The organism is Cereibacter ovatus, assembly GCF_900207575.1.
GTDB classification, from domain to species: Bacteria; Pseudomonadota; Alphaproteobacteria; order Rhodobacterales; family Rhodobacteraceae; genus Cereibacter_A; species Cereibacter_A ovatus.
Map to the genome: position 1 here is coordinate 21,091 of NZ_OAOQ01000010.1, position 24,159 is coordinate 45,249.

Annotated in this window: 18 protein-coding genes and 1 pseudogene; 11 read left to right on the forward strand and 8 right to left on the reverse strand. The window is 67.8% G+C overall.

The window, feature by feature from the left end:
- Nucleotides 1–53: 53 nt before the first annotated feature.
- From CRO07_RS11330 to CRO07_RS11345, 4 genes are all read right to left on the reverse strand, one after another.
- On the reverse strand, nucleotides 54–2,549 hold the full coding sequence (locus CRO07_RS11330) for a GcvT family protein (protein ID WP_097030809.1): 2,496 nt from the start codon (nucleotides 2,547–2,549) through the stop codon (nucleotides 54–56).
- Between the two features lie 185 nt (nucleotides 2,550–2,734).
- A complete protein-coding gene (locus CRO07_RS11335; RefSeq protein WP_097030810.1) occupies nucleotides 2,735–3,517 on the reverse strand; it encodes an iron chelate uptake ABC transporter family permease subunit in 783 nt (260 codons plus the stop codon).
- Nucleotides 3,510–4,280: a metal ABC transporter ATP-binding protein gene (locus tag CRO07_RS11340; RefSeq protein ID WP_097030811.1), complete on the reverse strand. Its 771-nt coding sequence runs from the start codon at nucleotides 4,278–4,280 to the stop codon at nucleotides 3,510–3,512. Before CRO07_RS11340 ends, CRO07_RS11335 begins: the two co-directional genes overlap by 8 nt.
- Nucleotides 4,277–4,768: a Fur family transcriptional regulator gene (locus tag CRO07_RS11345; RefSeq protein ID WP_097030812.1), complete on the reverse strand. Its 492-nt coding sequence runs from the start codon at nucleotides 4,766–4,768 to the stop codon at nucleotides 4,277–4,279. Before CRO07_RS11345 ends, CRO07_RS11340 begins: the two co-directional genes overlap by 4 nt.
- Nucleotides 4,769–4,837: 69 nt before the next feature.
- Here CRO07_RS11345 and CRO07_RS11350 point away from each other — a divergent pair, with 69 nt between their 5' ends.
- Nucleotides 4,838–5,740 carry a zinc ABC transporter substrate-binding protein gene (locus CRO07_RS11350; protein ID WP_097030813.1) on the forward strand — a complete coding sequence of 301 codons (903 nt, stop codon included), beginning with the start codon at nucleotides 4,838–4,840 and terminating at the stop codon, nucleotides 5,738–5,740.
- Between the two features lie 113 nt (nucleotides 5,741–5,853).
- Here CRO07_RS11350 and CRO07_RS11355 read toward each other — a convergent pair whose 3' ends face one another.
- A complete protein-coding gene (locus CRO07_RS11355; protein ID WP_097030814.1) occupies nucleotides 5,854–7,071 on the reverse strand; it encodes a urate hydroxylase PuuD in 1,218 nt (405 codons plus the stop codon).
- Nucleotides 7,072–7,216: 145 nt separating this feature from the next.
- Between CRO07_RS11355 and CRO07_RS11360 the strand changes: the two genes are divergently transcribed.
- From CRO07_RS11360 to CRO07_RS11405, 10 genes are all read left to right on the forward strand, one after another.
- Nucleotides 7,217–7,591 (forward strand): DUF2237 family protein, encoded by a 375-nt coding sequence (locus CRO07_RS11360; protein ID WP_097030815.1) that lies wholly within the window; start codon nucleotides 7,217–7,219, stop codon nucleotides 7,589–7,591.
- A 75-nt stretch (nucleotides 7,592–7,666) separates the two neighbouring features.
- Nucleotides 7,667–9,235: a sensor histidine kinase gene (locus CRO07_RS11365; RefSeq protein WP_176504559.1), complete on the forward strand. Its 1,569-nt coding sequence runs from the start codon at nucleotides 7,667–7,669 to the stop codon at nucleotides 9,233–9,235.
- Between the two features lie 155 nt (nucleotides 9,236–9,390).
- On the forward strand, nucleotides 9,391–10,191 hold the full coding sequence (locus CRO07_RS11370; RefSeq protein ID WP_097030817.1) for a UDP-2,3-diacylglucosamine diphosphatase: 801 nt from the start codon (nucleotides 9,391–9,393) through the stop codon (nucleotides 10,189–10,191).
- On the forward strand, nucleotides 10,188–11,276 hold the full coding sequence (locus tag CRO07_RS11375; RefSeq protein ID WP_097030818.1) for a ceramide glucosyltransferase: 1,089 nt from the start codon (nucleotides 10,188–10,190) through the stop codon (nucleotides 11,274–11,276). Before CRO07_RS11370 ends, CRO07_RS11375 begins: the two co-directional genes overlap by 4 nt.
- Entirely contained in the window at nucleotides 11,273–11,827 is a 555-nt protein-coding gene (locus CRO07_RS11380) for a VTT domain-containing protein (protein ID WP_097030885.1), read from the forward strand. The genes CRO07_RS11375 and CRO07_RS11380 overlap by 4 nt, the downstream gene beginning before the upstream one ends.
- Nucleotides 11,824–12,567 (forward strand): glycosyltransferase family 2 protein, encoded by a 744-nt coding sequence (locus tag CRO07_RS11385; protein ID WP_097030819.1) that lies wholly within the window; start codon nucleotides 11,824–11,826, stop codon nucleotides 12,565–12,567. Before CRO07_RS11380 ends, CRO07_RS11385 begins: the two co-directional genes overlap by 4 nt.
- Nucleotides 12,568–13,049: 482 nt before the next feature.
- The gene (locus CRO07_RS11390) at nucleotides 13,050–15,062 is read left to right on the forward strand and encodes a dynamin family protein (protein ID WP_097030886.1); all 2,013 of its coding nucleotides are present in this window, start codon (nucleotides 13,050–13,052) and stop codon (nucleotides 15,060–15,062) included.
- Nucleotides 15,059–16,627 carry a dynamin family protein gene (locus CRO07_RS11395; RefSeq protein WP_097030820.1) on the forward strand — a complete coding sequence of 523 codons (1,569 nt, stop codon included), beginning with the start codon at nucleotides 15,059–15,061 and terminating at the stop codon, nucleotides 16,625–16,627. Before CRO07_RS11390 ends, CRO07_RS11395 begins: the two co-directional genes overlap by 4 nt.
- A 4-nt stretch (nucleotides 16,628–16,631) precedes the next feature.
- Nucleotides 16,632–18,758, forward strand: coding sequence for a dynamin family protein (locus tag CRO07_RS11400; RefSeq protein WP_235840984.1), 2,127 nt, complete (start codon nucleotides 16,632–16,634; stop codon nucleotides 18,756–18,758).
- Nucleotides 18,759–18,771: 13 nt separating this feature from the next.
- Nucleotides 18,772–20,001 carry a dynamin family protein gene (locus CRO07_RS11405; protein WP_097030821.1) on the forward strand — a complete coding sequence of 410 codons (1,230 nt, stop codon included), beginning with the start codon at nucleotides 18,772–18,774 and terminating at the stop codon, nucleotides 19,999–20,001.
- 449 nt (nucleotides 20,002–20,450) lie between these two features.
- Here CRO07_RS11405 and CRO07_RS11410 read toward each other — a convergent pair whose 3' ends face one another.
- The 3 genes and pseudogenes from CRO07_RS11410 to CRO07_RS19105 form a co-directional block, all read right to left on the reverse strand.
- Nucleotides 20,451–22,736 carry a bifunctional diguanylate cyclase/phosphodiesterase gene (locus tag CRO07_RS11410; RefSeq protein WP_235840985.1) on the reverse strand — a complete coding sequence of 762 codons (2,286 nt, stop codon included), beginning with the start codon at nucleotides 22,734–22,736 and terminating at the stop codon, nucleotides 20,451–20,453.
- 85 nt (nucleotides 22,737–22,821) lie between these two features.
- Nucleotides 22,822–23,565 carry a biliverdin-producing heme oxygenase gene (locus tag CRO07_RS11415; protein WP_235840986.1) on the reverse strand — a complete coding sequence of 248 codons (744 nt, stop codon included), beginning with the start codon at nucleotides 23,563–23,565 and terminating at the stop codon, nucleotides 22,822–22,824.
- A 271-nt stretch (nucleotides 23,566–23,836) separates the two neighbouring features.
- Nucleotides 23,837–23,983, reverse strand: a pseudogene (locus tag CRO07_RS19105) (IS481 family transposase); the annotation flags it as partial.
- Nucleotides 23,984–24,159 lie beyond the last annotated feature (176 nt).

A 24,159-nucleotide genomic window follows, 5' to 3' on the forward strand; every position in this document is an offset into this window, starting at 1 on the left:
GGCCGCGGCCGTTGGGGGAAGCCCCCGGCCGCGACAGCCGTGGGCGAGGGGTCTCAGCCGTCCTTGCGGATGCGGGCGTTGGTCGGATCGAAGGGCGAATCCTCGGCCACCACGGCGTCGAAGGTGTCGCGGAACATCCTGACTTTCAGCTTTGTGCCGACCTCGGCCAGATCGGGGCGGACATAGCCCATGCCGATCTGCTTGCCAAAGGCCACCGACCAGCCGCCCGAGGTCAGCCGCCCGACCTTTTCGCCATCCAGCAGCAGCGCCTCTTTGCCCCAGGGGTCGGCATCCGCCGGCCCGTCGATCAGCAGGGTGACACATTTCGACCGGATGCCGGTCGCCAGCATCGCCTGCTTGCCCTGAAAGTCCTTCGACAGATCGACGAAACGATCGAGCCCGGCTTCCAGTGGCGTGGCATCGCGGCCCAGTTCGTTGCCGAAGGCGCGATAGCTTTTTTCCTGCCGCAGCCAGTTCTGCGCCCGTGCGCCGACCAGTTTCAGCCCGTGCTTCTCGCCTGCCTTCAGCAGCAGATCCCACAGATAGGTCGACATCTCGATGGGGTGGTGCAATTCCCATCCCAGCTCGCCGGTATAGGCCACGCGCACCGCACGCACCGGGCACATGCCCAGTTCGATGGCGCGATACGACAGCCACGGGAAGCGTTTGTTCGACAGCACCGTGGCGGGATCGGCGTCCTTGACGATCTCGTTCAGGATCGCCCGCGCGTTCGGGCCGGCAAGGGCGAACACGCCCCATTGGGTCGTCACGTCATGGATGTCGATCCAGCCGAAGTCGGCCGCCTTGTCCTCAGCGCATTTCTTCAGCCAGTCGGCGTCATAGGCCGTCCAGGCCCCGGCCGAGACAAGGTAGTATTCATGTTCGGCCAGCCGCACGATGGTGTATTCGGTGCGGGTCGTTCCGGTGGGCGTCAGCGCATAGGTCAGGTTGATCCGGCCCACCGCCGGCAGCTTGTTGCAGGTGAACCAGTCGAGGAAGGCGGTCGCGCCGGGGCCGCGCACCAGATGCTTGGTGAAGGCGGTGGCGTCGATCAGGCCGGCGGTTTCGCGCAGTGCCTCGGCCTCGGCGCGGGCATATTGCCACCAGCCGCCACGGCGGAAGCTGCGGCTGTCGTGGTCGAACTGCGACGGCGCATCCAGCGGGCCGTAGTAGTTCGGCCGCTCCCATCCGTTCACCTGCCCGAACTGTGCGCCAAGCGCCTTCTGGCGGTCATAGACCGGCGCGGTGCGCAGGGGCCGGCAGGCTTCGCGCTCCTCGTCGGGGTGGTGCAGGATGAAGACGTGTTCGTAGCATTCCTCGTTCTTGCGCGCGGCGTATTCGGTCGTCATCCAGTTGCCGTAACGGCGCGGATCAAGCGAGGCCATGTCGATCTCGGCTTCGCCCTCGGTCATCATCTGCGCAAGGTAATGGCCGGTGCCGCCCGCCGCGGTGATGCCGAAGCTGAAGCCTTCGGCCAGCCACATGTTGCGCAGGCCCGGGGCAGGGCCGACCAGCGGATTGCCGTCTGGCGTGTAGCAGATCGGGCCGTTGTAGTCGTCTTTCAGGCCCACGGTTTCCGAAGACGGAAGGCGGTGGATCATCGACATGTATTCCGCCTCGATCCGTTCCAGATCCAGCGGGAACAGGTCGGCGCGGAAGCTTTGCGGCACATCATACAGGAACCGTGCCGGGGCATTGCGTTCATAGGGGCCCAGAATCCAGCCGCCGCGTTCCTCGCGGACATACCATTTCGCGTCGGCGTCGCGCAGGACGGGATGCTGGGGATTGGTCTTGCGCCATTCGACCAGCGCCGGGTCGGGTTCGGTCACGATATACTGATGCTCGACCGGGATGGCGGGGATCTTGATGCCCAGAAGCCGCGCGGTGCGCTGCGCGTGGTTGCCGGTGGCGGTGACGACATGTTCGGCGTGGATCTCGAAGGTCTCGTCCGAGGGGATCAGGTTGCCGCCCTGCTCGACCATGCGCACGCAAGAGACGATCCATTCGCTGCCGGTCCAGCGATAGCCGTTGACCTGGATCTTGCGCTCGATGGTGCAGCCCAGCTGGCGGGCGCCCTTGGCCATGGCCTGCGTCACGTCGGCGGGGTTGATGTAGCCGTCCTGCGGATGAAACAGTGCGCCTTTCAGGTCATCGGTGCGCAGCAGCGGCCAGCGATCCTTGATCTGCGCGGGCGTCAGGAATTCGTGATAGACGCCTGCGGTCTCGGCCACCGACGAATACAGCATGTATTCATCCATCCGCGCATCGGTCTGGGCCATGCGCAGGTTGCCCACGACATAGAAGCCGGGGTTCAGGCCGGTTTCGGCTTCCAGGCCCTTGTAGAAATCGACCGAATACTTGTGGATATGGGTGGTGGCGTAGCTCATGTTGAACAGCGGCAAGAGACCGGCCGCGTGCCAGGTCGAGCCTGCGGTGAGTTCGTCGCGTTCGACCAGCATCGTATCCCAGCCAGCTTTCGCGAGATGGTAGGCAATGCCGTTTCCGACGGCGCCGCCGCCGACGACAAGGGCTTTCACATGGGTTTTCATCCGGGCACTCCGTCACAGGCAGGGTCTGCCGCATCAATGACGCATCGCGGGGCGTCCGAACAGGTGCGCCCGACCTTTGGCGTCCGAAAACGACATGGCGATCAGAAGGTGTGGGCGTGGGGGAAAGGAAGGCCGGGGCGCTGCCCCGGACCCCGGGATATTTGGGCCAGAATGAAAGTCGGGGGTCAGGGGCGGCGCAGGATGGCCGAGGCGGCGAAGGTCAGGGCGGCCGCGGTGACGATCGAGGGGCCGGCCGGAGTGTCGAGGCCGAGCGAGAGGCCGAGGCCGACGAGGCTGGCGGCCGCGCCGATCGTGGCGGCGAGGATCGCCATGGATTCGGGGTTGCGCGCAAGGCCGCGGGCGGCCGCCGCCGGGATGATGAGCAGCGAGGCGATGAGGAGGGCGCCCACCACCTTCAGCGCCACGGCGACGGTGAGGGCGAGGGCGAGGGTCAGGACCAGTCGTTCGCGCGCGGGATTGAGGCCGGAGGCGGCGGCGAGATCCTCGTTGATCGTTGTGGTGAGCAGGGCTTGCCAGCGCCAGATCAGGAGGGCCACGACAAGGAGGGCGCCGGACCAGATGAAGGCGAGGTCGGGGAGGGAGACGGCGAGGATGTCTCCGAACAGCCAGGCGGACAGGTCGGTGCGGACGGTGGGCAGGAAGCTGACCGCGACGAGGCCGAAGGCGAGGGCGGAATGGGCGAGAACGCCGAGCGTGGTATCCATCGCCCAGCCGCGGCCGGCGAGTGCTGCCACAGTGATGGCCATCGCGAGGGCCACAGCGAGGGTGCCAAGGCCCACCGGCAGGTCGGTGGCCAGGGCAAGCGCCACGCCGAGGATGGCCGCGTGCGAGGTGGCATCGCCGAAATAGGCCATGCGGCGCCAGACGACGAAGGCGCCGAGGGGCCCTGCGGCAAGCGAGACGCCGATGCCGGCCAGTGCCGCGCGGATCAGGAAATCGTCAAACATGGGTCTGGCCGTGCTGGTGCGGCTGGCCGGCGGTATGGGCATGGCCGCAGTCGTGGGTATGGTCGTGATCGTGTTCGTGGCGGTAGAGTGCCAAGGCGCCCTGAGTGCCGAGGCCGAAGAGGGCGCGGTATTCCGGTGCATTCGACACCACCCGCGGCGCGCCTTCACAGCAGATGTGCCGGTTGAGGCAGATCACCCGGTCCGAGGCCGCCATGACCACATGCAGGTCGTGGCTGACCATCAGGATTGCGGCGCCGGTGGTGCGGCGGACTTCCTCGATCAGGCGGTAGAAGGCGGCTTCTCCCGGTTGGTCGAGGCCCTGTGTCGGCTCGTCCAGCATCAGGATTTCGGGGGTGCTGAGCAGGGCGCGTGCCAGCAGGACGCGTTGAAGCTGGCCGCCCGAGAGGTCGGTCATCTGGCGGTCGGCCACTTCGGGCACGCCCACGCGGATCAGGGCGGCCGTGGTGGCGGCTGCGGTCTGGCGTGTGGGCAGCGACAGGAAGCGGCGCGCCGTCAGCGGCAGCGTCCGGTCGATCTGAAGTTTTTGCGGAACATAGCCGATGCGCAGCCCGGCCTTGCGGCTGACGCTGCCCGAGGTGGGGGGCAGGATGCCGAGCAGCGCCCGCAACAGTGTGCTTTTGCCAGAGCCGTTCGGGCCGACGATGGTCACGATCTCGCCTGCCGAGATCGACAGGCTGATGTCGGTCAGGATATCGTCCGCGCCGCGGCGGATGACGAGGTGGCTGGCAGAGATCAGGGTCATGGGGCCTCGTGGCAGGCGGGGCAGAGGCCGAGCGCCTCGACCGTGCTGCGTTCGACCGTGAAGCCAAGGGCGGTGGCCGCGGTTTCAAGGGCTGTGCGGACCGGATCTGCCGGGGCTTCGGCCACGCGGTTGCAGCCGCGGCAGATCAGGAAGGCGGGGGCATGGGCCACGCCCGGATGCATGCAGGCGGTGAAGGCGTTCAGGCGGCTGATCCGGTGGGCAAGCCCTTGATCCACCAGAAAGTCCAGTGCGCGATAGGCGACGGGCGGCTTGTTGCCGAAGCCGTCCTGCGCCAGCCGGTCCAGCACCTCGTAGGCGCCAAGTGCGCGGTGTGCCTCCAGCAGGATTTCCAGCGTCCGCCGCCGCACCGGGGTAAGGCGGGCGCCGGTTTCGGCCACCGCCCGTTCGGCATGGGCCAGCGTCGTGCTGGTGCATCGGGAATGGTCGTGCGGCTGGAACGGCGTGGCGCCGGGGGGATCATCGCGCATGGTCTGGCCAGTTGACATGATATGTTATAACAATATATCCCGATACCGTTCCGATGGAAAGGTGCTTCGATGCGTTATACCATATCACTTGCTTTCGCCAGTCTGCTGGCCGGTCCTGCGTTGGCCGAAGTGCCGCGCGTGGTGGCCGATCTGCCGCCGGTTCAGTCGCTTGTGGCGCAGGTGATGGGCGATCTGGGTCAGCCGGTTCTGCTTCTGGACCGGGGCGCCGACGCCCATTCGTTCCAGTTGCGCCCAAGCCAGGTGCGCGATCTTGGCGCTGCCGATCTGGTGGTCTGGGTGGGGCCGGAAATGACGCCCTGGCTGGACCGTGCGCTTGGCGGACATCGCGGGGATTTGCGGCTGGCGGACGTGCCCGGCACCCACCGGCAACAGTTCGGCGCGGACAAGGCGCACGATCATGGCCATGACGACGAGCATGACGGCCATGGTCACGACGGGTTTGATCCGCATCTGTGGCTTGATCCGGCCAATGCGGGGCTGTGGCTGGGTGCCATCGCGGCCGAGTTGACGCGGCTTGATCCCGCCAATGGCGCCACCTATGCCGCCAATGCCGAAACCGCGCAGGCCCGCTTGCAGCGGCTGGATGCCGAGATTGCCGTGCAACTGGCCCCGGCGCAGGGTCGGCCGTTTTATGTCTTTCACGATGCTTATGGCTATTTCGCAGGGCATTACGGTCTGACGGTGGCGGGCAGCATTTCCGCCGGCGATGCGGCGGCGCCGGGTGCGGCGCATCTGTCGGAACTGCGGGCGCAGATGGCCGGCTCTTCGCGCTGCATCTTCCCCGAGGCGCAGCACGATCCGAAACTGGTCGCCCAGATCGCGGACGAGACCGGGGCGAAGGTGGGCGCGGCCCTCGACCCCGAGGGCAGCCTGCTTGACCCCGGACCGGCGCTTTACGAGGCGGTGTTGCGGTCGCTGGCCGATGGCATTGCCGACTGCGTCGCACCTTGAGCCGGGCAGGGCGCTGTCCATGACGGGCTGTGCGCGCGACCGGCGAGGGGGCGGGTTCTGACGGCGGGCAGCGCCCGCCTTCGGCCGCCTTCCCGGGTGTCTCGTCCCGGCGATCAGCCCGCGCCGGCGCGATACCAGCGCACGATGGCGGCGCGTTCCTCGGGTTCCACCCAGCTCAGATTGCCTGGCGGCATGGCGTGGGTCAGACCGGCTTGCAGATAGATCCGCCGCGCCTCTTGCGCGATCTGGTCCGGGGTTTCCAGCCGCACGTTCCTTGGCGGCCAGTGCAGGCCGTCCCAGCCCGGTTCGGCCGCATGGCACATCGAACAGCGGCCCATCACGATGTCCGCCACCTCATCAAAGCCCGGGGCGGCGGCGAAGCGTGCCGCGCCGGGGGGCAGGGCCGCGGCTTCGTCGGCCCGCATCGGGACCGACGACAGCCAGACGATGGCAAGAAAGATCGCCGCCGTCGCGGCCCATGTCCACCAGGGTTTGCCTTTGCGGGCGTGACGGCTGTTGAACCAGTGCCGGATCGTCACCCCCATCAGGAACACAAGGCTGGCGATCAGCCAGTTCCATTCCGTTGCGAACACCAGCGGATAATGGTTCGACAGCATCAGGAAGATCACCGGCAGCGTCAGGTAATTGTTGTGCAGGCTGCGTTGCTTGGCGATCTCGCCGTATTTCGGGTCGGGGCGGCGGCCGGCCTTCAGGTCGGCCACCACGATCCGCTGGTTCGGCATGATGGTCAGAAAGACGTTCGCGCTCATGATCGTGGCGGTGAAGGCGCCCAGATGCAGCAGCGCGGCCCGCCCCGAAAACACCTGCGCATAGCCCCAGGCCATCGCCAGCAACAGCCCGAACAGCACCAGCATCAGCAGCGTCTGATGCCGCCCGATGGCCGAGCGGCACAGCGCATCATAGGCCAGCCAGCCAAACGCAAGCGAACCCGCCGACAGCGTCACCGCCTGCCCGACCGTCAGTTCCATCACCGTGGGGTCGATCAGGAACAAGTCCGCGCCGAAGTAGTAAAGCAGCACCATCAGCGCAAATCCGGTCAGCCAGGTGGCATAGGCTTCCCATTTGAACCAGGTCAGATGCTCGGGCAGGAAATCGGGGGCCACCAGATACTTGTTGATATGATAGAACCCGCCGCCATGAACCTGCCATTCCTCGCCATGGGCCAGGGGCGGCAAAGACGGCGTCTTGCGCAGCCCCAGATCCAGCGCGATGAAATAGAAGGATGAGCCGATCCAGGCGATCGCGGTGATGACATGGGTCCAGCGGGCGGCGATCATCACCCATTCCCAAAGCACGGCAAGGTCGAACATCGGCAAGCTCCCGGGCTGCGGCCTGGTCCTGTTTTTCCCGCATCGCGGCGAAAGTGCAATCTCCGCCGCGGCGCGGGTTGCGCGATTTCGCCTTCGCAGCAGGCGTCCCATCGGGCAGACTGCACCGATCCCGAAGGAGACCGCAATGAAGGAACCGAGTGTGAATGTGCTGGGCGGCCCGCTGGAGCCCTGTTCCCGGCTGCCGCTGACCGGGTTTTACCGCAACGGCTGTTGCGACACCGGCCCCGAGGATCGCGGCCAGCATACCGTCTGCGCGCTGATGACGGCCGAGTTTCTGGCGATGTCGAAATATCTGGGCAACGACCTGTCGACGCCCCGGCCCGAGTTCGGCTTTGCCGGCCTGAAGCCCGGCGACCACTGGTGTCTGTGCGCGGGCCGGTTCCTTCAGGCGCATCAGGAAGGTGCCGCGCCACAGGTCCGGCTGGCGGCAACCCACCGCCGCACGCTGGAGGTGGTGCCGCTGGATGCGCTGATGCTTTACGCCACTGACGCGCCCTGACCGGCGCCGCAGGCGGGGCAGGCCTGTCGCGCCGCACCGAAAGTCTTTCCCCGCCCGTCGGAGATGCGCCGCAGCATGAACAGCAGGCAGTTCCTGATCCTCAGATATGGCAGCCTTGCGCTGGCGTTGACCGGCATGGTTCTGTGGTCCGGCTGGTCGTGGAAGGACCAGTTGCGCGTTCACCGCGAAGAAGGGCTGGGCAAGGCCCGTCTTATGGCGCTTTACATGGAGCGTCTGGTTCAGACCCAGATCATCCTGGGGCAGGCTGCGGTGCGCCATGGCGCGGGGCAGGGGCCGGACAGCCCGACCGGGCAGCGGTTCTCCGACTTTCTGACCGATGTGCAATCGGCGCAGGACGGCTCGCGCGGGGTGGCGATCTATGCCCGCGACGGCCGGCTGATCGCCGCCAGCCGCGATTTCCCGCCCGATCTGCATCCGCCCGTGGCCGATTATGTTCAGGCCATCGACGGCGGCTGGCCGTTGATGACCGATCGGCTGACCACCGCCGCCCCGCATCGCGACCTGATCCTGATCGCGGCCCCTGTCGGGGTGGGCGATTTCAACGGGCTGTTCCTGTCCGCGCTTGATCTGCGGGTGATCCACCGCTTCCTTGCAGGCATCGCGCGCGACGAGAACGAGGCCGCCTCGATTCTGCGGGCGGACGGAATGTTGCTGTTGCGCCGCGACCTGACGGGTCCGGTCATGCTGGGGGCCGACACCCGCGCGGTGCAAGAGATCACCCAAAGCGATTCCGGCGGTTTCCGCACCGTTGCCGTCACCGACAATATCGAACGGCTTTATTCCTATGTCCGTGTCGACGGGCTGCCGCTTTATGTGAATCACGGCATCCCGGTCGCGACCATCCGGGCCAGCTGGCTGATGCGGGCGCTGCCGGGCTGGCTGTTTCTTGGCACGCTGGGCCTGTTCAGCTTCACGCTGGCCGGCCGCGTTCAGCGCAGCATCCGCGCCAACCTTCTGGCGCAGGCGATGCGCGAACAGCTTGCCGCGACCGAGCGTCTGGCCGAACAGCGCGCCCAGCTGATGCAAGAGCTGAACCACCGGGTGAAGAACAACCTCGCCACGATTTCCAGCCTGATAAATCTGCAATTGCGGCGCACGGGAACGGTGGATGTGGCCGATCTGAAGGCCCGGCTTGAGGCGATCGCCGAAGTTCACGGGCTGCTGCTGGGATCGGGCGACGATCAGCGCGTCGATCTGGGGCAACTGATCGCGCGGCTGTCGCAAAGCCCCGCGCTTGTGCCGCCCGAACGCGGGATCACGGTGGACCGCACTCTTCAGGCCGGGATCGTCGCGGGGTCCGATACTGCGGTGCCGCTGGCGCTGATCCTGTCGGAACTGCTGACCAATGCGGTCAAATATGCCTTTCCCGACGACCGCGCGGGCACCATCCGTCTGGGTCTGGTTCGGGATGGCGACCGGGGGGCGCTGCTGATCGTGGCAGATGACGGGATCGGCACGCCCACTGTCACCGACCGCCGGTCGGGGCTGAACATCGTCGACGCGCTGGCCCGCCAGATGGATGCCCGGCTGGATCGCCGGACCGACGCGGGCACCGAATACCGGCTTGCCTTCCCGCTGCCCGAGCCTGCGGTCCTGACCTTCCCGCTGCGCGAGGCGGGCTGAACCCGCCCGCCGATCTGTGGTCGACCGACCCGGCGCCGGGGGCTGCTGCCTGTGGCAAATGGCGCGCGGATCGCGCGGTGGTGTCATAAAACCTTGGCCGTCATCGGACATAGCAGGGCGCAGGCCAAGGACGGCCTGAAGCAACGGAGCTTCCCATGCGCTACGCCTTTCCGACCCCTCGGCGTCACCGCAGCCTGTTCCTGTCGGATCTGCATCTGGGCGCGCGTGGCTGCCGCGCCGACCGCCTGCTGGATTTCCTGCGCGCCAATACCGCCGCCGAGATCTTTCTGGTGGGCGACATCCTTGACCTGTGGCACCCGCCCTTCCCGCAATGGGGCAGCGCACAGGATCAGGTGCTGGCGCTGCTGTTTCGCCGCGCGCAGCAGGGCACGCGGATCACCTATCTGACCGGCAACCACGACACCTCGATGCGGCTGTATCTGGGCGATCATCTGGAACGCATCACCGTGGCCGAAGAAGCGGTGCACAAGGCCGCCGATGGCCGGCGCTATCTGGTGATCCATGGCGACGTGGCCGATGCGCGTATCCTGCGCTGGCACCTGCTGACCCGGCTGGGCAGCCGTCTGGACTGGGCGCTGCGGCATCTGGATGACCGGCTGAAGCGTCTGCGCCGCACCGCCGCCCCCGAAAGCCGCAGCCTGATCGAAGCGTTGTTGGCGGGCGTCACGCAGGCCATGGCGCTGGGAACCGGATACGAGGCGCGTCTGATCGCGCGGGCAAAGCGGGCCGGGTGTGACGGCGTGATCTGCGGCCATTTCCACAAGCCCGCGCTGCATGACCACCACGGTCTGACCTATGCCAATTGCGGCGACTGGGTCGACAGCTTCACCGCGCTGGCCGAGGACGCCGATGGCCGGCTGAGCCTGCTCAGCCATGACGCCGAACCGGCCGAGGCGCCCGCGCCCGACCTTGCCCCTGCCAGAGGTTTCGCATGATCCTTCCCGTTACCGCGGCCGGCCTGTTGCTGGCGCTGCATCTGGTCTCGGTCGTTCTGGCGCTGCGGCACGGGCAGCGGCGGGGCAATGCCCCGCCCGACATGCCGCCGTTTCTGTGCCTGTTGCGCCCGGTCTGCGGTCTTGACCGCTTCGACCTTGAAACGCTTGAAACCAGTTTCGGGCTGGACTGGCCCGATTACGAGATCCTGTTCTGCGCCGCGCATGAGACCGATCCGGCGGTTCCTGCGCTGCGCGCGATGATCGCACGCCACCCCGGCGCCCGTGCCCGCCTGCTGATCGGCGAGGACCGGATCAGCGCCAACCCCAAGCTGAACAACATGGCCAAGGGCTGGGCCGCGACCCGCGCCGACTGGATCGTGATGGCGGATGCCAATCTGGCACTGCCGCGCGACTATCTGCGCACGCTTTGGGCCTGCTGGCGACCCGGAACCGGCATGGTGACCTCGCCGCCTGCGGGCATCCGCCCCGAAGGGCTGTGGGGCGCGGTCGAGGCCGCGTTCCTGAATGGGATGCAGGCGCGCTGGCAACTGTCGGCAGATCAGGTGGGCCATGGCCATGCGCAGGGCAAGACCCTGTTTCTGCACCGGGATCTGCTGGACCGGCAGGGCGGGCTTGCCGTTCTTGGCCGCGATCTGGCCGAGGATGCGGCCGCGACCAAGATCGTGCGCGAGGCGGGGCTGACCGTGCGCCTTGCGCCGCGGCCCTTCGGCCAGCCGATCGGCCGACGCAGCCTGCGCGCGGTCTGGGGCCGGCAGTTGCGCTGGTCGCGCATCCGCCGGCAGGGTTTTCCGGGGCTGTTCGCGCTGGAGCCGCTGGCCGGCCCGGTGCTGCCGCTGCTGGCGCTGCTCTTGCATCAACCGGCGCTGGCGGTGCCGTTTCTTGGGCTTTGGTATGGCGCGGAATGGGCGCTGTGCCGGGCGATGGGCTGGCCCGCGGGCCCACGCGATCTTGTGGCCTCGATGTTGCGCGATGCGGCACTGCTGCCCTTGTGGGCCGCCACCTTCCTGCGCAGCGGGTTCGAGTGGCGCGGCACCGCGATGGCGCCGCAGGCGGCCGCGCGATGATCGATGCCGAGATCGCCCTGTCGCTTCTGGCCGCGCATGGCGTCGCGCTGGTGGCGCCGCTGGCGCTGATCGAAGGGCCGATCGTGACCATCCTTGCCGCATGGCTGGCGCAGCGCGGGGTGCTGGATGTGGGCGCGGTCACGGTCACGGTGATCCTCGCCGATCTGCTGGGCGATGCGCTGCTTTACGCGGCCGGCCGCCACGGCGGGCGGGCGGTGCTGCGCGTGCTGCGGCTGGGCGATGCGCAGGTTGACACGCTGGCGCTGTCGCTGCGGGCACGGGCGCCGGCGCTGCTGATCGGGGCCAAGCTGACCCATGCCGCGGGCGCCGCGGTGCTGTTTGCCGCTGGCGCCGCGCATGTGCCTTTCGGGCTGTTCATGGCCTGCAACCTTGCGGCCACCCTTCCGAAAAGTCTGGGCTTTGTGCTGCTTGGCTGGTGGTTCGGCGAGGCCCATGCCCGTCTTGGCGGCTGGATCGGCTGGGTGGCCCTTGGCCTGACCCTGCTGGCCGCCCTTCTGTTCATCCTGTTCCGACGGAGATCCTGCCTGTGACCCTTCCCGGCGTTGCCTGCCTTGTTCCGGCCTTCAACGAGGCCGACCGGATCGGCCCCGTTCTGGCCGCCGTGCTTCAGAACCGCCTTGTGGACGAGGTGATCGTGATCGACGACGCCTCGCAGGACGGCACCGCCGAGGTGGCCCGCGCCGCGGGCGCCCGCGTGCTGCGCCAGCCGGTGAATGGCGGCAAAAGTGCCGCCATCGCCGCGGGCATTGCCGCCACCCGCGCGCCGCTGCTGATGTTGCTGGATGCCGATCTTCAGGGCCTTCGGTCCGATCATCTGACCGCGCTGCTCGCCCCGGTCCTGATGGCCGAGGCCGAGGCCAGCCTGAGCCTGCGGGCCAATGCGCCCTGGGCGTGGCGTCTGGCCGGGATCGACTACATCTCGGGCGAGAGGGTGGTGCCGCGCGCCATGCTGGCGCATCGGCTGGACGAGATCGCAGCCCTGCCCCGCTTCGGGCTGGAGGTCTGGCTGAACGCGCGCTGGATCGCGGCCGGCACGCGGCTGGCGGTGGTGGACCTGCCCGGCGTCGAAAGCCCGGCCAAGGCCGCCAAGCGTGGGCTGGCGCGCGGGCTGCTGGCCGATGCGGCGATGATGGCGGACATATTCCGCACCATTCCCCCGCACCGGGCGCTGCACCAGATCCGTGCCCTGCGGCGACAGGCCGGCCTGCCCGGCCCCTGGGCCGATGGCCGCCGATCGTTGCCGCTTCGGCATCAATTCTTCTGGGGCTAGGCCGCGGCTTCGGCCCGATGTCGTGCCGCCTGCCTGTGTCCTGACGCTTTGCCCCCGGCCTGTCGCGCCGGGGGCTTTGCTGTTTCTCTGGTGGCCTTTTCCGGGCAGTCCCGTCGGTCCGCCGATCAGGCTGGCCACGGCATCCACCCCGACCGCACGCCGCCCCGACGGCATTTCCGAATCGTTTCCAGATACTTGGCCTTTTGCGGCGGCCGTTGCCGCGCCCGGCCCGAAATACGGCAAAAACATGGCGCCGGTTTCCCGGTTGCGGTGGAAACCCTGACTCTTGATGCGGTTGCGGGGTGGCGGCGGCCCCGGGGGCTGCCTTCAAGCGTCCACAAATTGCCCGGTGGTCGCACAAATTGCAGCACATTGTCCCTGAATGATCGACGGGACAGGACGCGGCGAAGGTGCCGCCCGACGGAACCCGTCGATGGCGGGTTGCGTGTCAGGCGACGGACTGCTGGGTGTGGGGATTGGACGTGCGCGATTTTGCTGAACGGGACGATGTCGTGCCTCCGGGCAATCCGGAAGGTTTTGGCGAACTCGAAGCCTGCTGGGACGGGTTGAACCGGATCAGGGCGGCACTGGCCGATCTGTCCGCAGATGCGGCCCCCACGCTGCGGGCCGAGTTGGAACGGATTGTCGAACGGATCGACGCGTTCGAACCCTCGGTCAGCATTCTGGGACAGGTCAAGGCGGGCAAAAGCACGCTTCTGAACGCGATGCTGGGCCAGCCGGGTCTGCTGCCGTCGGATGTGAATCCCTGGACATCGGTCATCACCAACGTTCACCTGAACTCGCCCCGGCGCCCGGCCGACATCCGGGCGCTGTTCCGTTTCTTTGACGCGCTGGAATGGGACCGGCTGGTGACGACCGGCGGCCGTCTGGGCGAGATGGCCCAACGCGCGGGCTTCGCCGCCGAGGCCGACCAGATCCGCAGTCAGGTCATGCAGATGCGCGCCGCGACCGAGGGCCGGCTTGGCTCTGCCTTCGAGGATCTGCTGGGCACCAGCCACGCCTTTCCGATCCTCAGCCGCGAGGTGATCGACCGCTATATCTGCTATGGCGATGCCGGCGACGACAGGGGCCGCGCGCAGGGCTTTTATGCTGACATCACCAAGACGGCGGATCTGTATATCGACCTGCCGGGCTATCCGAAGAACCTGTGCATCCGCGACACGCCCGGCGTGAACGACACGTTCATGATGCGCGAACAGATCACCATCAACGCGATCAGCGAAAGCCGGGTCTGCGTGATCGTGCTGTCGGCGCATCAGGCGCTGTCGACGATGGACATGGCGCTGTTGCGCATCATCGGCAACGTCGAGGCGCGCGAGATCCTGATCTTCGTCAACCGCATCGACGAACTTCCCGACCCGGTGGCCCAGACCGTCGAGATCGAGGCCTCGATCCGCCGCACGCTGGCGCGGGCTGGCGTGGGCGAGGGGCTGACGATCCTGTTCGGCAGCGCGCATTGGGCGATGCGGTCGCTGGAAGACACCTGCGACGCGCTTCCCGCCGACAGCCGTCATGCGCTGGCCCGCTGGGCCGCGGCGCGGGCGGACTGTGCCCCGGCCGACCTGTTCGGGCCGCGGCTGCGCCAGATCGCCTATGACGCCTCGGGGGTGCCGGATCTGCACCGCGCGGTGGCCCGGCGTGTGGTCGAAGGTCCGGGGCGGGCGATGCTGGCCGACATCCAGTCGGTCGCCGGCAACGTCATCTCGGAAGTCGAGACGGTGGATATCGTCGCGCGCAGCGGCGGCCTTGCCGCGGCCGAGATCGACCGCGCCGCCATCGAGGCCCGCGCCGCCGCCATCGGCCGCGCCTGCGACGATCGCCTTCGCACTGTCGCCGCCGACAGTGCCGCCGCGCTGACCGAACGTCTGCGCCGTGCGCAGGATCAGTTCGTCGATGGTGCCATCGGCTCGCTGGCGGCCCATATCGCCGCCTATGGCGAGGCCGAGGGCTGGCGCTGCGATCCCACCACCCTGCGGATGATGATCCGTTCGGCCTATATGACGGCCTGCAAGACGCTGCGCAGCGGTCTGACCGACGCCGCGACCGAGGCCGCCGAAGCCTATGGCCGGCTGATCTGTCAGGATCTGCGCGTCCCCGAAGGCAGTGTGGCGATCCATCTGCCCACCGGCCCGGCGCCCCATGCGCCGGGGATCATCGCGCAGACCATCGCGCTGGACATGCAGACCTCGTGGTGGCGGCGCTTCTTCCTGCGGCGCGGCTCGCCCGAGGATCGCGCGCGGCGCTATCGCGCGGTGATTCTGGCCGAAACCAACCCCCTGATCGAAGATGTCGGCGGCGAGACCTTTGCCGCCTTCGCCGGGCAGGTCACCGCCGCCGGGCGCGACTTCTGCACCCGGCAGGAAGATTTCGTCCGGGCGGTGCTGGATGCGATGCAGCGCCCTGCCACCGATGAGAGCCTGCTGGCCGGCATGGCACAGGCGCTGGATGACATGAGCAATAGGGGAGCCGCATGACCGTGCCTCTGGAACTGACGCAACTCGTGTCCGATTTCGATCCCGCGCGCGGGGCGTCACGGCCGCGCATCATGGTCGCGGGCGAGTTCAGCTCGGGCAAGACGCGGCTGGTGAACGCGCTTCTGGGCGAAGACCTGCTGCCGTCGGCGGTCACCTCGACCTCGCTGCCGCCGATCTGGATCACCCACGGCGAAGGCCGGCCGGAATGTATCGGCACGGATGGGCGTGCCCGCAGCTTCGACAGCGTACTGGCGCTGGTCGATCATGTGCTGGGCGGCGATCTGGAAGCCATCCACCATTGCCGCATCCCGCATCACAGCCCGGTTCTGCTGCATTTCGATCTGATCGACACCCCCGGCAATTCCGATCCGAACATCCCCGCCGCCTGCTGGGAACGGATCGTGGGTCATGCCGACATGATCCTGTGGTGTTCGAACGTGGTTCAGGCCTGGCGCCAAAGCGAGAAATCCGCCTGGCTGGCCATCCCGGCCGAGGTCGCGGCGCAAAGCCATCTGGTGCTGTCCCATGCCGATCGGCTGACCGATCCGCTGGACCGCGAAAAGGTCATGCGCCGCGTGTCCCACGAGGCCGAGGGCCTTTTCGGTGCGATCCACATGGCGTCGTTCCTGTCGGATGCCGATACCGGCACGCTGCTTGAGGCGCTGAAACAGGCCGCGCAGAACCTGCCCAGCCGTCCCTCGCGGCCCTTCGTGCGCGTTGTGGGCGAAGCGCAAGACATTGGCGCTGCACCGGACGAGGCCGTGCGGATCGCCCCGCGCCGCATTCGCGTCCGGCCGGTGCCGGGGCGCCCGCTGCTCTTGGTGCCGTCCGAGGCTGAGACCGATCCCGTGGCCGATGATCCGACGCCGGCGGCCGAGGCCCCCGACCTGTCGCCCATGGGTGTCCCCGAGGCCGACCCCCTGACGGCGGCGCTGGACGCGCCGGACGCGCTCGAGGATCTGGTGAAGCTGCCGCTGGACGAATTCCTGTTGCGCCGGACGCCGACCCCGCAGCCCACAGCGGCGCCTGCGCCCAAGGACGAGGCCAACGACGATTTTCTGGCGCTGCTGCGTGTGGCCATCGACTCGGCCGATGCCGACGATCCGGCACCCCCGACTGTCGCCTTGGACGCCGCGCCCGAAGCCGGGATGCCATCAACGGTCGAGGCCGAACCGGCGCCGCAGCCGATGGCCGAGCCCGTCCCGGAACCGATGGCCGAAGCCGTGACCGCGCCGGAAGCGCCCGTGCCTTTGTCTGTCGCGGATGCCGTGGGCGAAGCGGCACCTGTTCCGGCTGCCGCCGCGCCGCAGCCGGTTTTCGCACCCCAGCCCGAGGTTGCGATGGCGCCGGCCCGTCCGCGCCAGCCGGCGCCGGCGTTCGGCCCGGCGCAGATGCTCTGGGCCCGGATCGAGCCGACGCTTGATCTTGACGACCCGGATTCGATCCTTGACGGTATCGAAAGACTTGTCGCCGAGCTTGACCTTGGCTGGGCTCAGGCCGCGATGGCGCAGGGCCAGCCGGTCCGTCGCCGCCGCGATGCGCGGGCTGCCGGCACGCAGGACTGAGTCGATGAAGATGACGATGGGGGGCGCGATGCAGATCGGAACGCTGCAACACAAAGAGATCGCCGCGCTCCGGCGCATCGTCACCGACATCGAGGAAGCGGCCGGCCGTGAATCGCGCGAACCGTTTGCGCGGCTGCGCAACCGGCTGGACGGGTGGACGGCGCGGGTGGCGGTGATCGGGCAGGTGAAGGCGGGGAAATCCTCGTTTCTCAATGCGTTCATCGGCCAGTTGGGGCTGCTGCCTTCGGATGTGAACCCCTGGACGTCGGTCGTCACCAACCTGCGCATCAACCAGCGGGGTGACCCGGCACTGGGCGCCTCGTTCCGGTTCTTTGACGAAGCCTCGTGGGATGAGATCGTGCATGGCGACCCCAAGGTGCGTCGCATGGCCGAAGAAATGCTGCCGGGGTTCGATTCCTCGGTCCTGCTGCGGCAGGCGCAGGAAATGCGTGAACGCGCGCAGCGCCGGCTTGGCCGGGCCTATGCCACGCTGCTGGGCACGACCCACGATTACGATTTCCTGTCGCCGGACCTGCTGCAAAGCTATGTCTGCGCCGGCCCCGGTGCCGACGAGGGGCTGGAAGCCGAAACGCTTGGCCGCTACGCCTCGATCACGCGCGAGGCCGATGTCTATCTGCGCCTGCCCGAATTCGCGGTGCCGGTGATCCTGACCGACACGCCGGGCGTGAACGACCCGTTCCTTGTGCGCGATGAATTCACCTGCCGCAGTCTGGATCGTTCCGACATCTTCATCGTCGTGCTGTCGGCGCATCAACCCCTGACCGAGGCTGACGTGGCACTGCTGCGGATGCTGTCGGCCGAGCGGGCGAAGAATGTCATCGTCTTCATCAACCGCATCGACGAGCTTGAGGAACTGGAATCCGAGATCGATGCGCTGATCGAGGATGTGGCCGCGCGGCTGGCGACGGCGATCCCGGATGTTGCGTTTTCGATCCATGCCGGCAGCGCATGGCTGGCGGAACTTGCCCTGCGCGACGATGCCGAGGCGCAGGCCCTGCGCGATGAGACCCTTGCGGCGCTGACCCCCTATCTTCAGGCGCGGCACGGCCATCTGCCCGACAGCCAGAGCGAACGGCTGATGCTGGCCTCGGGCCTGCCCGAGGTGAAGCGGACGCTGGGCAGCCTGATCGATCTGGGCGCCGGCTATCAGCAGCTTGGCACCATTCAAGAGGATCTGCGCGCCGAGGTTCGCGCGCTGATCGCGCTGTGCAAACGCGAACGCGAGTCGGTGACGCAACAGGTGGAATCGGCCGGGGCGCAGCGGGCGGCGCGGTTCCTGTCCGAGATGCGGTCGGAACTTGATGCCCTGTCCGATCTGGGGCGGCGGCTGGATGATCGGTTCGAGGCGATGGCCGCGGCGGTGGACCGTATCCTTGCCCGGTCAAGCGGTGCGCTTCAACAGGCGATGGATGCCACCATTCGCAGCTTCGTTGATGCCCAGCACCATGAGATTGCCGCCCGCGCCCCGCGGACCGATGTCGGGCCGGTGACCATCGATCTGGTGGCGCTGGCCGGCCGGATCGAACGCGACGTGACAGACACCTATGCGCGCCACCGCGCGGCGCTTGATACCGCGCTGAACGATTGTCTTGTCTCTTGCGCCGCCATCGCGGGCGAGCGGTTCGAGGGCATCGCCGAAGGGATTTCCCTGCGCGAACTGCCGCATGACGAGTTCATGACCATGTTGGCCCTTAGCCGCAAGACGCTGACGGTGGATGCGATCACCGCGCGCAGTTGGGCGTTCTGGCGCCGGCCGGGGCTGGATGTGCAAAAGACCTCGGATGCGATGCGGCGGATCACGCTTGCCGAACTTCTGCCATGGTCGCACAAGATATTGCGGGCCAGCAACGAGGCGCAGGCCGGGCGCGTTCTGGCCGGCAAGGAAAGGATTCAGGTGATCCTGTCGATGGTGGAAAAGGCGACCGCGGAACGGGCGCAACGGCTGCGGACCGACTCGGCGGTGCTGGCGCAGCTTGTGGCCGATCCGGTGCGCGCGGCGCAGATGGTGAACCGTCTGCAAAGCCGGCTTGAGGTGCTGGATCGGCGGATACAGCTTCTGTCGATCTCGGACAGCCGTCTGTCGAAATCCCATCTGGCTGCGGCCGCCTGAGGCAGTGGAACCCATGTCTTTCCAGTCCGCCGTTCCCCGTCTGGACGAACCCGTGCTGCGCCGTGCCGGCGGCCGCCGGTTGCGTGTTGTCGTCGCGGGCGAGTTCAAGTCAGGTAAATCCAGCGTCATCAATGCCTTACTGCGTCAGCCGGTGTTGCCGATGCAGTCGCGGCAGGCGTCTCGCCCGGCCTTTCTGGTGCGGCATGCGTCCGAAGGGGCGGGCACGGTCTTGTTGCACGACGGATCGGGGCGCAGCTTGCCCGCCGATGCGCTGGACGAGATCACCGATTTCGGCGGTGCCGGGCTGTGCGAGGTCATGGTCAGCGCGCCGCATCTGGACGGGGTGGAACTGGTCGAGCTTCCCTTCCCCTGCGGCGGCGAGGTCGGCGCCGAGGCGATCGCGCTGATGGCGGCGGCGGATCTGCTGATCTGGGTTTCGATCGCGTCGCAGGCGTGGCGGCTGTCGGAAAAGGCGATCCTTTCGCAGCTTCCGCCGATGCGCAGCCGGTCGGTGATCGTGCTGTCGCGTGCCGACAAGCTGCGCACCGCCGGCGACTGGGACCGGGTCGAAGACCGGGTTCAGCGCGAGGCCGGCCCGTTCTTCAGTGCGGTGGCCTTCGTTCAGGCCACGCGCGAAACGATCCGGCAGGCGGCCGGGGATGACAGGGCGTGGGAAACCTCGGGGGGGAGGATACTTGCCGAACTGATCGTGGACCGTCGCCGCCAGTTTGTGCCCGAACCGATTTTGCGCCCGACCTTGGCGCCAACGCCCCCGGCCGGGCCGCGCGGCGCGGTGGCCCCGGCGCCTGTATCGGCCGCCCCCCCCGCGCAGCCGGCGCTGGTGTTGCAGACCCCCGTCGTGCAGGCGCCCAAGGTGCAACCCCCGCCCCACAGCGACGGGATGGAGGAGGTGGCGGTCTCTCTGGGCGGGTTCCTTTGCGGCGGGATTGCCAGCCTTGCCACCGGCGACTGCCTTGCCGCCTTCGGCCCCGGTCGTGCCGATGCCCTGCGGCTGGCCCCTGCGCTGCGCAGCCTGTTGGCCGGGCAGGCTGCGCTTGAAGCGGCGGCCGGCCATCCCGTCGATGAGACCGCGATCCGGCTTGGCCCGAACCTGCTGCTTGCGGTGCCGCTGGGCGGGGCGGGTGTCGTGGCTTTCCTTTTGCTGCGGCAGGATGGCAGCAATCTTGTTCTGGCCCGGACGGCGCTGCGCCGGATTGGCGGTCTCTGGACCCGCCGCGACTAGGCGGACCGCTGCCGACGCTGCCACGGTGTCCGTTCCGGCAGCTTCGCGCAACAGCCCTGCGATCTGCTGCCTTGTCCGCAGTGGGGCGAAGGGGGCCGATCCTTTGGAAAGACCGGATCGGCAAGGCCGGTTCGTCATGCACGGGTCGGCTGGCCGAGGGCTGCGCTTTCACATCCTGTTCGCGGCCGCCGCATTCCTTGGGGCGGCGGTGCTTCGCTTTGCGCTGGACGGCTGAAGATCAGCCGGCGCAGTCGGTGCGGAACACGCGCCGAGATGGTCTTTCCCTTGCCCGAAGGCGCCTGATCGGGCCACCGGGGCCATGATGACCGAATGGCTGATCCGCACGGGTGCGAAAATTTTCGGGATTCTTTTCAGGATAATGCGATCGTCAGCCCCCGCTTGTTGCCGGATCTTCATCGGTTCCTAACCCGCGCCCCCGATTTTAAGGATCATGCAACCCGGAACGCGATCACCTGCCGGATGGCACTGCGCAACACCCAGTCGCCCAGCACATGGATGTGGCCCAGCGTTTCGGCCATCGGGATGAAGATGCCGGGATGAAGCGCGCCGTAGCGCGGATGGTCCCAGCGCAGCAGGGCCTCGAAGCCCACGAGCCTCTCTTTCTCGGGGGCCAGTGCGAAGATCGGCTGGTAGGCAAGGTGAAACTGGCCGCTCTCAAGCGCGTCGCGCAGGTCGCTGTCAAGCTCGAAAAGCTGCGTCGTCTCTTCGTAGAGCGAGGACCGGAACAACTCGCCCCGGTTGCCACCGTTCTTCTTCGCCGCATACATCGCGATGTCGGCCACCCGCACCAGATCGAGGTCGTCGATACTGTCGGACATCGCGATCCCGATACTGGCCGAGATGTGGCACTTGCGGCCGGACACCTCGAAGGGCTGATCGAGCACCTGCCGCAGCCGCTCGGCCAGCTTCATCACCCTGACTCTGTCCAGCCCGAGGCACAGCACCACGAATTCGTCGCCGCCGAGCCGGACCACCAGATCCTCGGGCCGCACGCTCGCCACGAGGCTGCGCGCCACTTCGATCAGCAGCGCGTCGCCCACGCCATGGCCCATCGAGTCGTTCACCGCCTTGAACCGGTCAAGGTCGATAAAGAGCAGCGCCACATCCGGCCCGCCGGTCAGCGCAGCATCCGCCAGACGCTCCTGAAGAAAGCTGCGGTTCGCAAGGCCGGTCAGCGGGTCGTAGTGGCGCAGGCGGGCGAGTTCCGCCCGGGTGCGCTGCGCCATCTCGGCGGTGATCGCCTCGCCCAGCTCATGCGCGCAGCCCAGTTCGATCGAGGTCCAGGGCAGCGAGCGGCCGGTGACCGTCTCCTTCCAGGCATCGAACGAGGCGCGCGGGCTCATCCGCTGGGTCTTCGGGTTCCAGGTTCCGTGCTCGGCCGGGTTGCCGCCCCAGGTGATCGTCTGGACATGCTCGGGGCGGAACCAGGCGATCAGGTCTCCACCGCCCGAGGACAGCGGAAGCAGCAGGATGCCGCTTGCCGCCGCGGCCAGGTCCGACAGCTCGGGATAGCGCAGCGTGACATCGTCGATGGGCAGGAGCTCTGACGGCAGGGTGTGGCCCAGGATATCAAGAGCCGTCTGCACCGCCTCGGCGGGGGGCGTCTGCCCGAAGCGCAGCTCCTGCCCTGCCAGCCGCACGACCGCCCCGCTGGCCCCGACCAGCTCGAGCAGCAGCGGATCGGCCGCGCAGATCGCCTCGACCAGGGTCTCGCCAACCGAAAGCCGCTCGATCAGCGCCGAGAGCGTCGCCTGCCGGGCCAGCTTCTCGGCGGCATCCTCGACCTTGCCCAGCCGGCTCAGCAGAAGCGAGACCACCTGCCCGATCATGCCCGCCGCCGTCCGCCGCTCGGAGCCGGCGATCCGGGGGGTCATGTTGTGGCAGACCAGCATGCCCCACAGCCTTTCGCCATCGGCCAGCCCGATGGTCAGGCTGGCGGCCACATGCGTGTTCTGCATGTATTCGCGGTGGATCGGCGAGACACTGCGAAGCGAGCTGTGCGTCAGGTCGAGCGGCACGAGATCGTCCAGCCCGGGATGAGCCAGCAGCGGCACCGGCTGGTAACGCGAATCCGCGATCGAGCCCACCCGCTGGCGCAGATAGAGCGCCCGCGCGATCTGCGGTATGTCCGACGCCGGGTAGCGCAGGCCGAGGTAGGGCTCGAGATCCTGCCTGCGCTGCTCGGCGATGACCTCGCCGTGGCCATCCTGGCCGAAGCGATAGGCCATCACCCGGTCGTAGCCCGTAACCTTCCGCAGCCCATGCACCGCAAGCTCGCACAATTCCACCTGCGTCGTCGCGCCCGAGAAGGTCTCGATCACCGACTGGGTGGCTCCGGGGGGCAACGGGCCGTCCTCGTCGCGCTCCGGCTCGATGTCGAGGCACATGTCGTCCGACTGGAACGCATGAAGATGCAGCAGGCGCCCGTCCGCCCGGCGCAGGGAGCCGATCGCCTCCAGCGTCTCGGAGCCGCGACGGCGGGCCTCGCGCAGCAGGATCTCGTTGACGCGCCCGATCACGGCGTCGATGGGCAGCCCAAGGACCGAGGCCGCCGGCAAGCCGAGGATCTGGTCCAGGTTTGCGCTGGCATGGGAGACGAGGCCGCCGTCGGCCCGCGCCATGACGAGGGCCCCATGCGGCTGGATTGCGCCGGGCGTCGCGATGGGTTCCATCTCGCAGATCGAGGTGTCGAATGCAGCCGCCAGCGTCGTCATCGTGATGTGTCCTTCCGCTTGCGGAAATCGGTGCCCATCCCTTTCGGGCGAGCATCGCAAAGATCCTTCGGGCTGCGCGGGGCGGTCACGCCCGCCGCTCTGCCATGAAAGGGGTGAACCACTCGATCAGTGCGGTAAAGGTCGCCGTGGCTCCGGCCAGCACATCCGCCCTCTCGTGGGGATGCTCCATGCCAAACCGGTCGAGCGCGGCCTTGAAGGTTCGCCAGTGCGTCGCCTCGGCATGGCTCGGACCGCCGAAGAAGGCGGTTGCTGCCCCGATCTCGTCGCCAAGGCGCGCCCGCAGGTGGCGCAGGATAACCTTGCCGCCAAGCGCCGACCCTTCGAGCACATAGCGCGCGCCGAGCGCCTGGGCAAAGCTGGTCAGCGCCGGGCAACCCGCGGCGCGCGCGCGATCAAGGGTCCGCGCGTCGAGGCCGAAGGCGTCAAGATCCCGGATCAGACGCCGTGAATGGCCAGGGTCCGGGTCGAAGCGCCCCAGGTCCGTCCAGCCGTCGAAGGCGGCCATCCGGCTTTCGAGCGGTTGGTAAAGCGCAAGATAATGCCCGAGCCAGGCCACGTAATCGGTCCGGTCCGCGATGCTGTCGGGCAAGCCGAGGAGCACTTCGACCCGTTCGTGCAGCGCGGCCGTCTTCTGGCGGAGGTCCTGGGCAAGGGGCAAGGACGCCTCGGACAGGTCCGACCGCCGCCCGGTGTCCAGGTTTCGGCCAAGCGGGCACATCGCAGGCTCGCCGGCCGCTTCCACCTTGCCACGCGTCCTGCGAAGAGGATGCGTCCGGTCCTGAGGCTGCGTCGTGGGCGGCATGTTCATGAAAATCTCTGGATGACCATCGCGGATAGCACTGCGAGAGGCCGGGGTCGCGTGCGCATTCGTATGGCCGCTGACTTTCGAGGGGTGCGCTCCGGGCCACGAACTGCAACACGATGTTGGCGCGGCCTGACCTTCAGCACGCAAGCCCGATCAGGGCCTGAGCCGCCTCCACACCCTGACCGTTCCGTCGGCTCAGGCCCTGATCTCGCGGAGCCGGGGGGTGAAAATTGATGGGCGCCGATCCGGGGTCAGTTTTGGAAGCCGATTGACATGGCCGCAGCGTATGGCGCCGGAACGCTACGACCGTCGTCTCTTCGGACTCGGTCAGGACGGTCGACCGCGGTTCCCTCGGCCCGGTCTTCATGTCCTCGACTGTCGCCCGCTTGCGCCACTTCGCCACCGTCTTCGGGTTGACGCCCAGTTCCCGCCTCAACTGCGAAGGGCTGCGCCACGGTTGACCCGCGACAATGCAGGGCAACTTTTGCGGGCATAGTTTTCATGGAAGGGGCCATCGACAGGGGCCAGAGCAGCAGGAGGTCCGTTAGGGCACATGGGTCTGCCAGAGGTTGCCGCCGCCGTGACGGCACACAGCCT

What these genes read in the sequence shown, in the direction of transcription:
- CRO07_RS11345 (WP_097030812.1), bottom strand. Translation starts at nt 4,768, where the DNA reads ATGCGCGATGATCCCCCCGGCGCCACGCCGTTCCAGCCGCACGACCAT.
- CRO07_RS11330 (WP_097030809.1), bottom strand. Translation starts at nt 2,549, where the DNA reads ATGAAAACCCATGTGAAAGCCCTTGTCGTCGGCGGCGGCGCCGTCGGA.
- CRO07_RS11360 (WP_097030815.1), top strand. Translation starts at nt 7,217, where the DNA reads ATGAAGGAACCGAGTGTGAATGTGCTGGGCGGCCCGCTGGAGCCCTGT.
- CRO07_RS11355 (WP_097030814.1), bottom strand. Translation starts at nt 7,071, where the DNA reads ATGTTCGACCTTGCCGTGCTTTGGGAATGGGTGATGATCGCCGCCCGC.
- CRO07_RS11415 (WP_235840986.1), bottom strand. Translation starts at nt 23,565, where the DNA reads ATGAACATGCCGCCCACGACGCAGCCTCAGGACCGGACGCATCCTCTT.
- CRO07_RS11370 (WP_097030817.1), top strand. Translation starts at nt 9,391, where the DNA reads ATGCGCTACGCCTTTCCGACCCCTCGGCGTCACCGCAGCCTGTTCCTG.
- CRO07_RS11410 (WP_235840985.1), bottom strand. Translation starts at nt 22,736, where the DNA reads ATGACGACGCTGGCGGCTGCATTCGACACCTCGATCTGCGAGATGGAA.
- CRO07_RS11400 (WP_235840984.1), top strand. Translation starts at nt 16,632, where the DNA reads ATGAAGATGACGATGGGGGGCGCGATGCAGATCGGAACGCTGCAACAC.
- CRO07_RS11405 (WP_097030821.1), top strand. Translation starts at nt 18,772, where the DNA reads ATGTCTTTCCAGTCCGCCGTTCCCCGTCTGGACGAACCCGTGCTGCGC.
- CRO07_RS11365 (WP_176504559.1), top strand. Translation starts at nt 7,667, where the DNA reads ATGAACAGCAGGCAGTTCCTGATCCTCAGATATGGCAGCCTTGCGCTG.
- CRO07_RS11350 (WP_097030813.1), top strand. Translation starts at nt 4,838, where the DNA reads ATGCGTTATACCATATCACTTGCTTTCGCCAGTCTGCTGGCCGGTCCT.
- CRO07_RS11375 (WP_097030818.1), top strand. Translation starts at nt 10,188, where the DNA reads ATGATCCTTCCCGTTACCGCGGCCGGCCTGTTGCTGGCGCTGCATCTG.
- CRO07_RS11395 (WP_097030820.1), top strand. Translation starts at nt 15,059, where the DNA reads ATGACCGTGCCTCTGGAACTGACGCAACTCGTGTCCGATTTCGATCCC.
- CRO07_RS11380 (WP_097030885.1), top strand. Translation starts at nt 11,273, where the DNA reads ATGATCGATGCCGAGATCGCCCTGTCGCTTCTGGCCGCGCATGGCGTC.
- CRO07_RS11335 (WP_097030810.1), bottom strand. Translation starts at nt 3,517, where the DNA reads ATGTTTGACGATTTCCTGATCCGCGCGGCACTGGCCGGCATCGGCGTC.
- CRO07_RS11340 (WP_097030811.1), bottom strand. Translation starts at nt 4,280, where the DNA reads ATGACCCTGATCTCTGCCAGCCACCTCGTCATCCGCCGCGGCGCGGAC.